This is a genomic window from Vibrio sp. R-1, assembly GCF_035615595.1.
Classification (GTDB): domain Bacteria; phylum Pseudomonadota; class Gammaproteobacteria; order Enterobacterales; family Vibrionaceae; genus Vibrio; species Vibrio cholerae.
On the sequence record NZ_WPDC01000133.1, the window covers coordinates 1 to 5,608 of the forward strand.

5 protein-coding genes and 1 pseudogene are annotated in these 5,608 nt (G+C 46.0%); 4 read left to right on the forward strand and 2 right to left on the reverse strand.

The annotated features are described in order from the left end of the window. Window positions 1–597, forward strand: a pseudogene (locus GOU96_RS16580) (siroheme synthase); the annotation flags it as partial. A 69-nt stretch (window positions 598–666) separates the two neighbouring features. Here GOU96_RS16580 and GOU96_RS16585 read toward each other — a convergent pair. Further along, the gene (locus GOU96_RS16585) at window positions 667–1,488 is read right to left on the reverse strand and encodes a Cof-type HAD-IIB family hydrolase (protein WP_113600849.1); all 822 of its coding nucleotides are present in this window, start codon (window positions 1,486–1,488) and stop codon (window positions 667–669) included. A gap of 233 nt (window positions 1,489–1,721) precedes the next feature. Between GOU96_RS16585 and queE the strand changes: the two genes are divergently transcribed. Continuing rightward, window positions 1,722–2,390, forward strand: coding sequence for a 7-carboxy-7-deazaguanine synthase QueE (queE, locus tag GOU96_RS16590; RefSeq protein WP_001927723.1), 669 nt, complete (start codon window positions 1,722–1,724; stop codon window positions 2,388–2,390). A gap of 12 nt (window positions 2,391–2,402) precedes the next feature. Continuing rightward, window positions 2,403–3,098: a 7-cyano-7-deazaguanine synthase QueC gene (gene queC, locus GOU96_RS16595; RefSeq protein WP_267782869.1), complete on the forward strand. Its 696-nt coding sequence runs from the start codon at window positions 2,403–2,405 to the stop codon at window positions 3,096–3,098. Here queC and GOU96_RS16600 read toward each other — a convergent pair. Then, window positions 3,070–5,016 (reverse strand): tetratricopeptide repeat protein, encoded by a 1,947-nt coding sequence (locus tag GOU96_RS16600; protein ID WP_267782865.1) that lies wholly within the window; start codon window positions 5,014–5,016, stop codon window positions 3,070–3,072. The genes queC and GOU96_RS16600 overlap by 29 nt on opposite strands. A gap of 251 nt (window positions 5,017–5,267) precedes the next feature. Here GOU96_RS16600 and GOU96_RS16605 point away from each other — a divergent pair, with 251 nt between their 5' ends. Continuing rightward, window positions 5,268–5,492: a hypothetical protein gene (locus tag GOU96_RS16605; protein WP_000498504.1), complete on the forward strand. Its 225-nt coding sequence runs from the start codon at window positions 5,268–5,270 to the stop codon at window positions 5,490–5,492. Window positions 5,493–5,608 lie beyond the last annotated feature (116 nt).

The following is a 5,608-nucleotide window of genomic DNA, read 5'->3' on the forward strand; positions in this document are numbered from 1 at the left end:
CCCTCAATGATTGAAAGAGGCCGCATTCAGCTCGCCATTTCCAGCGGCGGCGCATCTCCAGTGTTGATTCGTAATATTCGTGAAACCTTGGAAGCCGTTTTAGCGCAAAATCTTGCACTTTTGGCGGATTTCGGTGCATCAAAGCGTAATTCGATCAAAGATTTCTTACCGAGTGTTGATCTACGTCGTCAATTTTGGGAGCGATTTTTTGCCCATCCGGAAGTCAAAAATGCGCAAGATAGAGAGTCATTAGAACGCATATATATTCATTTGCTTACTCAATCTACGGACAAGGTTTCTGCAACGACGTGGATCGAGTTTGGAGCGGATGTTGAGTTGTTGTCACTGAAAGCGCTGCGCTATATGCAACAAGCTGAGTTAGTGCTGCATACCCAAGATTGTCCATTTGTGTTTGTGGATTTGTGTCGTCGAGATGCACAGCGACAGAGCTTCAACTCGTCGGTTGAATTGAGCACTTTACTCTTACAAGCTCAGCAAGAAATACAAAACGTGTGTGTGTTGATCCCTTCCGGAAGTAGTGAATACGCCTTGCTACAAGGCAAAGCCACAGTACTCAAAATGGCTCAGCAAGGTTAAGAGACAAGGAAAAAAGAGCAAGGGGTAAGGCATAATACGCCTTACCCATCAAAGCTTACCCATCAAAACTTAAGCTTCGCTGAAACAGCCTAGCGCAAAGCGTTCTATCGCCACGGCCACGCCATCTTGATCGTTGCTGAGCGTAATGTGATCCGCAATGTGTTTGGTCTCTTCCATGGCATTCGCCATCGCGATACCGAGACCTGCGTATTGCAGCATGTGGTGATCGTTTTCCGCATCTCCCATACAAATCACTTCACCGGCTTGAATGCCTAAATGCTCTGCAATCGCTTGTACGCCGATGCCTTTATTACTGCCCGTATTAAGAAATTCTAGAAAGAAGGGCGCACTTTGTACCACAGTAAATTCTTCACGCCATTGCGCTGGTAATTGAGCGATGGCTTGAGTCAGTTTTTCTGGCTCTCCGACGATCATCGCCTTAATGATCGGGTGGTCATCTGCCAATTGTGCAAAATCCATTTCGGTAATATTGAGGCCATTTATGCTGGCTTCCACTTCGGTATATTGGCTGGTTTTAGGAGTGATCAAACCGTGAATTTGGCTAAAGGCATGGGTATTGAGCCCAAACTCTTGCGCGAGTGTTGCCACACGCTTAGCCGCTTTGCCATCAATGATTTGCTGATGAATAATCTCCCCAGTACCGACATTCGCGACCATAGAGCCGTTGTAATAGAGTACATAGTCATTTTCCGTGGTCAGATGTAACTCTTCCAATTTACTGCGCATGCCATCAAGAGGGCGGCCAGAAGCCAAAACCACTTGAATGCCTTGCTGACGAGCTTGAGCAATAGCCTGCTTGGTGCGAGGAGAGATCTGTTTTTGGCTATTGAGCAGTGTGCCATCCATATCGAGCGCAATAAGTTTGTACATCGGGTACCTACATAAAGTGGAAAAAGAGAAGGAGCTCGATTATATACAGATCGCGCTTAAACTGTGAGCCACAGTAATAAAAAATGAAAACTAGAGTTATCCCCATCCTACTTGAAGCTCCAGCGGTGTTGGCGTTGCAGTTAGGTGACACAGATGCATTTAATTTGACCTCGATCGCTATCTCCATTATGGTCTGCCACCTGCAACTGTTTATCCATGTTAGGTCGTTCATCTTGTACCGAATTAATGAAATGTTTGAGACTATCCAAGGCGAAGGCGTGTTTACTGGGGTGCCCGCGGTCTTTGTGCGTTTGCAAGGCTGCCCAGTCGGTTGTGCTTGGTGTGATACTAAGCAGACTTGGGAAACATTAGACTCAGACCAAACCTCATTCTCACAAATTTTGCTGAAAACCAGTGATGCGCCAACTTGGTGTCAGGCCAGTGCGCAAGAGGTGGTTCAACGCTACCAAGCTCAAGGTTATCAGGCAAAACATATCGTCATTACGGGCGGTGAGCCCTGCATTTACGATTTGACCGAGTTAACTCAAGCGTTTGAAGCAATGGGTTGCCGATGCCAAATTGAAACCAGTGGTACTTACGAAGTCTGTGCGACCGAGAACACCTGGGTGACAGTGTCACCCAAGGTCGCGATGAAAGGGAAGTTACCGATTCTGGATTCAGCCTTGCAACGTGCCAACGAAATTAAACATCCCGTGGCGACCGAGAAAGATATCGACAATCTTGATGAGTTGCTTGCACGAGCTCAGGTCAGTGCTCAAACCGCAATCGCTTTGCAGCCGATTAGCCAAAAGCCGCGTGCGACAGAGTTGTGCATTCGCACCTGTATTGCTCGCAATTGGCGTTTATCTATCCAAACCCATAAATATCTCAATATTGCTTAAAGGGAGCGCATCATGAAAAAAGCCGTCGTCGTGTTCAGTGGTGGGCAAGATTCAACCACCTGTTTAGTTCAGGCGTTAAAAGAGTTTGATGAAGTGCATGCGATCACCTTTGATTATGGCCAGCGCCATAAATTAGAGATAGAAGTGGCCCAGCAATTGGCGAAGCAGCTTGGCGTGACTGCGCATAAAGTCATGGACGTGACTTTACTCAATGAGCTGGCCATCAGCTCGCTCACGCGTGATGACATTCCGGTTTCTCATGAGCTACAAGCCAATGGACTGCCGAATTCTTTTGTTCCGGGACGCAATATTCTGTTTTTAACTTTGGCGGGTATCTATGCTTACCAAATCGGCGCGACCACGATCATTACTGGGGTTTGTGAGACGGATTTTTCCGGTTATCCCGATTGCCGTGATGAATTCGTACAAGCGATGAACCAAGCACTCGCGAAAGGCATGGATCTGCCTTTAATGATTCGCACTCCATTGATGTGGCTGAATAAAGCGGAGACGTGGGCATTGGCCGATCAACTGGGAGCATTGGATCTGGTTCGTCACCAAACGCTCACCTGTTATAACGGGTTGATAGGTGATGGCTGTGGAGAATGCCCAGCCTGTGGTTTACGTCAGGCTGGGCTTAAAGCGTATCTCGATAATCGCGATGTGATAATGAGTGCGCTTAAGAGCAAGCAGTCAGCAGCGCATTAGTGGGGTCGGCGGCATCGATTAAGCCGCCATTGCCGCTCTGTTTGGCGATGCTTAAAGCGCTATCCAGCTTAGGATAAAAGTGCGTAAAACTCGCCAAACCACTCTCTACCGTTAAATAGCTGAGGGTAACGCTCAAGCCAACTGTTGATTTAGCATCGCTTGGTGTTTTGCCATTTAATGCGTGATGAAGCGCAAACAGCCGTGTTTCCGAAAGAGTACGTCTGCAGTTTGGCATAACCACCAAGAATTCATCATCCCCTAAGCGACACACAAACTCCTTGGCACGCAACTGGTGCAGCAAGGTATTGATTGTATTTTGTAACGCAATATCGCCCCGTTCATAGCCGTGACGTTCATTGAACTGCCTCAGTTGGTCAATATCCAATAGAGCAAGCAAATGGACATGCTCAGTTTGCTGGCAGGCTTCAATATGAGTTAATCGCTCTAATCCACTGGTGCGGCTTAATACCCCATGCAAGCTATCTTGTCGGTTCTGATCGCACTCTTTTCTGCGACGATAATGGGCAATGGGCAGAATCAGTGCAAACACAATCACTAATAGTGAAAGTGAAACACGTTGCCACTTCAACATTTCATATTTTTCGGCCAACGCTTGGTAGTTTTCTCGCCAAAAATTGACGCCGCGTTTTTGTTCTAATTCCGCTTTCGCCAGATCGAGCGCTTCAAAAGCTTTACGCTGCTCTGTGTTGCGCAGTAACAGCTCACTCTCAGCATATTGGCGATACCAGCTTAATGCCTCTTGGTATTGCTGCTCAGCCTCCGCAATTTTGGCTAACTGTAAATAAGCTTGCGCTTTAATGCGTGGCAGAGAAGCGCTCTCGCTAATCGCGACAGCTTGATTGGCATAGTCAATCGCTTGCGCGTATTTCTGCTCTTTGAAATGGGCTTGCGCAAGTGATAAGTAAATCAGTCCCTGCAAATGTTGGTCTTTATGTTGATTGACATACTCGAGAGCCTGAAAGAGATGTTGGTCGCCTTCAACGAAATTATTGAGTTCAATGTACGCTTTGCCTAAACCTAGGTGCACGTAAGCCAACCCAAACAGATAATTAGCGGGAGTAAGATGGGCTTTCGCCTGTTCAAAATAGAGGATGCTTTCTTCATATCGACCTTGCTTGAAGTAAGTATCACCCAAACTGTGTTCTACTTGCGCGATAAGTAGTGGGTTGGCTTGTTCGAGTCGATACTCCAATGCTTTATTGAGGTAGTCCAAGGCCGATTCATACTGGCCTAATGTCCCCATCAGAAGCCCGACATCGTTGTAAATACCGGATGGGTCGACATAATCAGGCAGCAGACTGAGAAGCAGATCGTAAGTTTGCAGCGCCTCTTCATATTCCCCTAAGAACTCCAAATTATTGGCGACGAGATGTAGGCCGCGATAGCGAGGAAATAGGGGATCTTCAGCATTAAGAAGGCGTTGATCCATCTGTGAGCAATAGAAACGAGCTTGGTACGGGCGGCCATGCCGCTGGAAAAGACGACAAAGATGGTATTCAAATAGCACCATGCCATCTTGGTCGTTTTTTTGTTTCATCTCGGCGTAGAAGGTTAAGTAGGTTTCTTCTGCAGAGTGGTAATCGAGACTTTCTTCATGATTCAACGCGTCTAGGAAGCGTTGTTCTGTCAGCGCGTAAGTATCATGGGAATTGACCAATTCACCATAATAGGGCTGCCCTTTGAGCACGAAATAGCCGTGTAATTTAGAGGTTAAATAGAGTTTTTCCGCCCCTTCAGGAAGGGAATGGTAGCGATCCTGTAATAGTTTTAGGGCCGTCTCTGTTTGTTTGTGTTGAGATTTGGCGTAAACCTCTTCCCATGCAGATCGTTCAGAGGCGACGCAGAATGAGGACATTAGGCTAAAGACAAGCAACGAGCGTTTAAAATAGAGTTTCATGTTCTGAATATGTGATGTTAGTTCGGAAAATATATTCCTCATTAACTTGATAAACAATGAGTTATTCTGATTGCTATCTCATTTTGTGATAGTCGCAGCAGGCTAATGTATTAAACGTGCGATTGAAACGTACATCATTGGCTTGTTTATCATTTGACGCCCTATCGAACTGTATGAAAAAACAGTATTCCGGTTGACAAGAGTATAAAGTTGACTATGCTGTAATTATGTACAGTGAAGGAGGGCATAATATGTTTTGGGACACACTCGAACGTGTTAATCGTCTGCGTCAGCAAGCGATGAATAACCCTGAATTTCTTCAATCTGCCAAACAGCATGAGGAAACTTTGCAGCACGTTGAACAATACTTTGAACCGAAGAAATATCGCAAAAGTAACCAAAAACGCCAAAAAACCTTGGCCGATATCTATGATCAAGCCGATTTTGGTGAACGTACTGATGATGTCACTCATTAGTTAAACCTGTAAATGACCGATAAATCATCTCGGTAGACACACAATCCTTTCTCAATTCAAACGCTGAGTGTTGCCCATAAGGGCAACACTCGCGAATCACCGATTAGCAACTACAC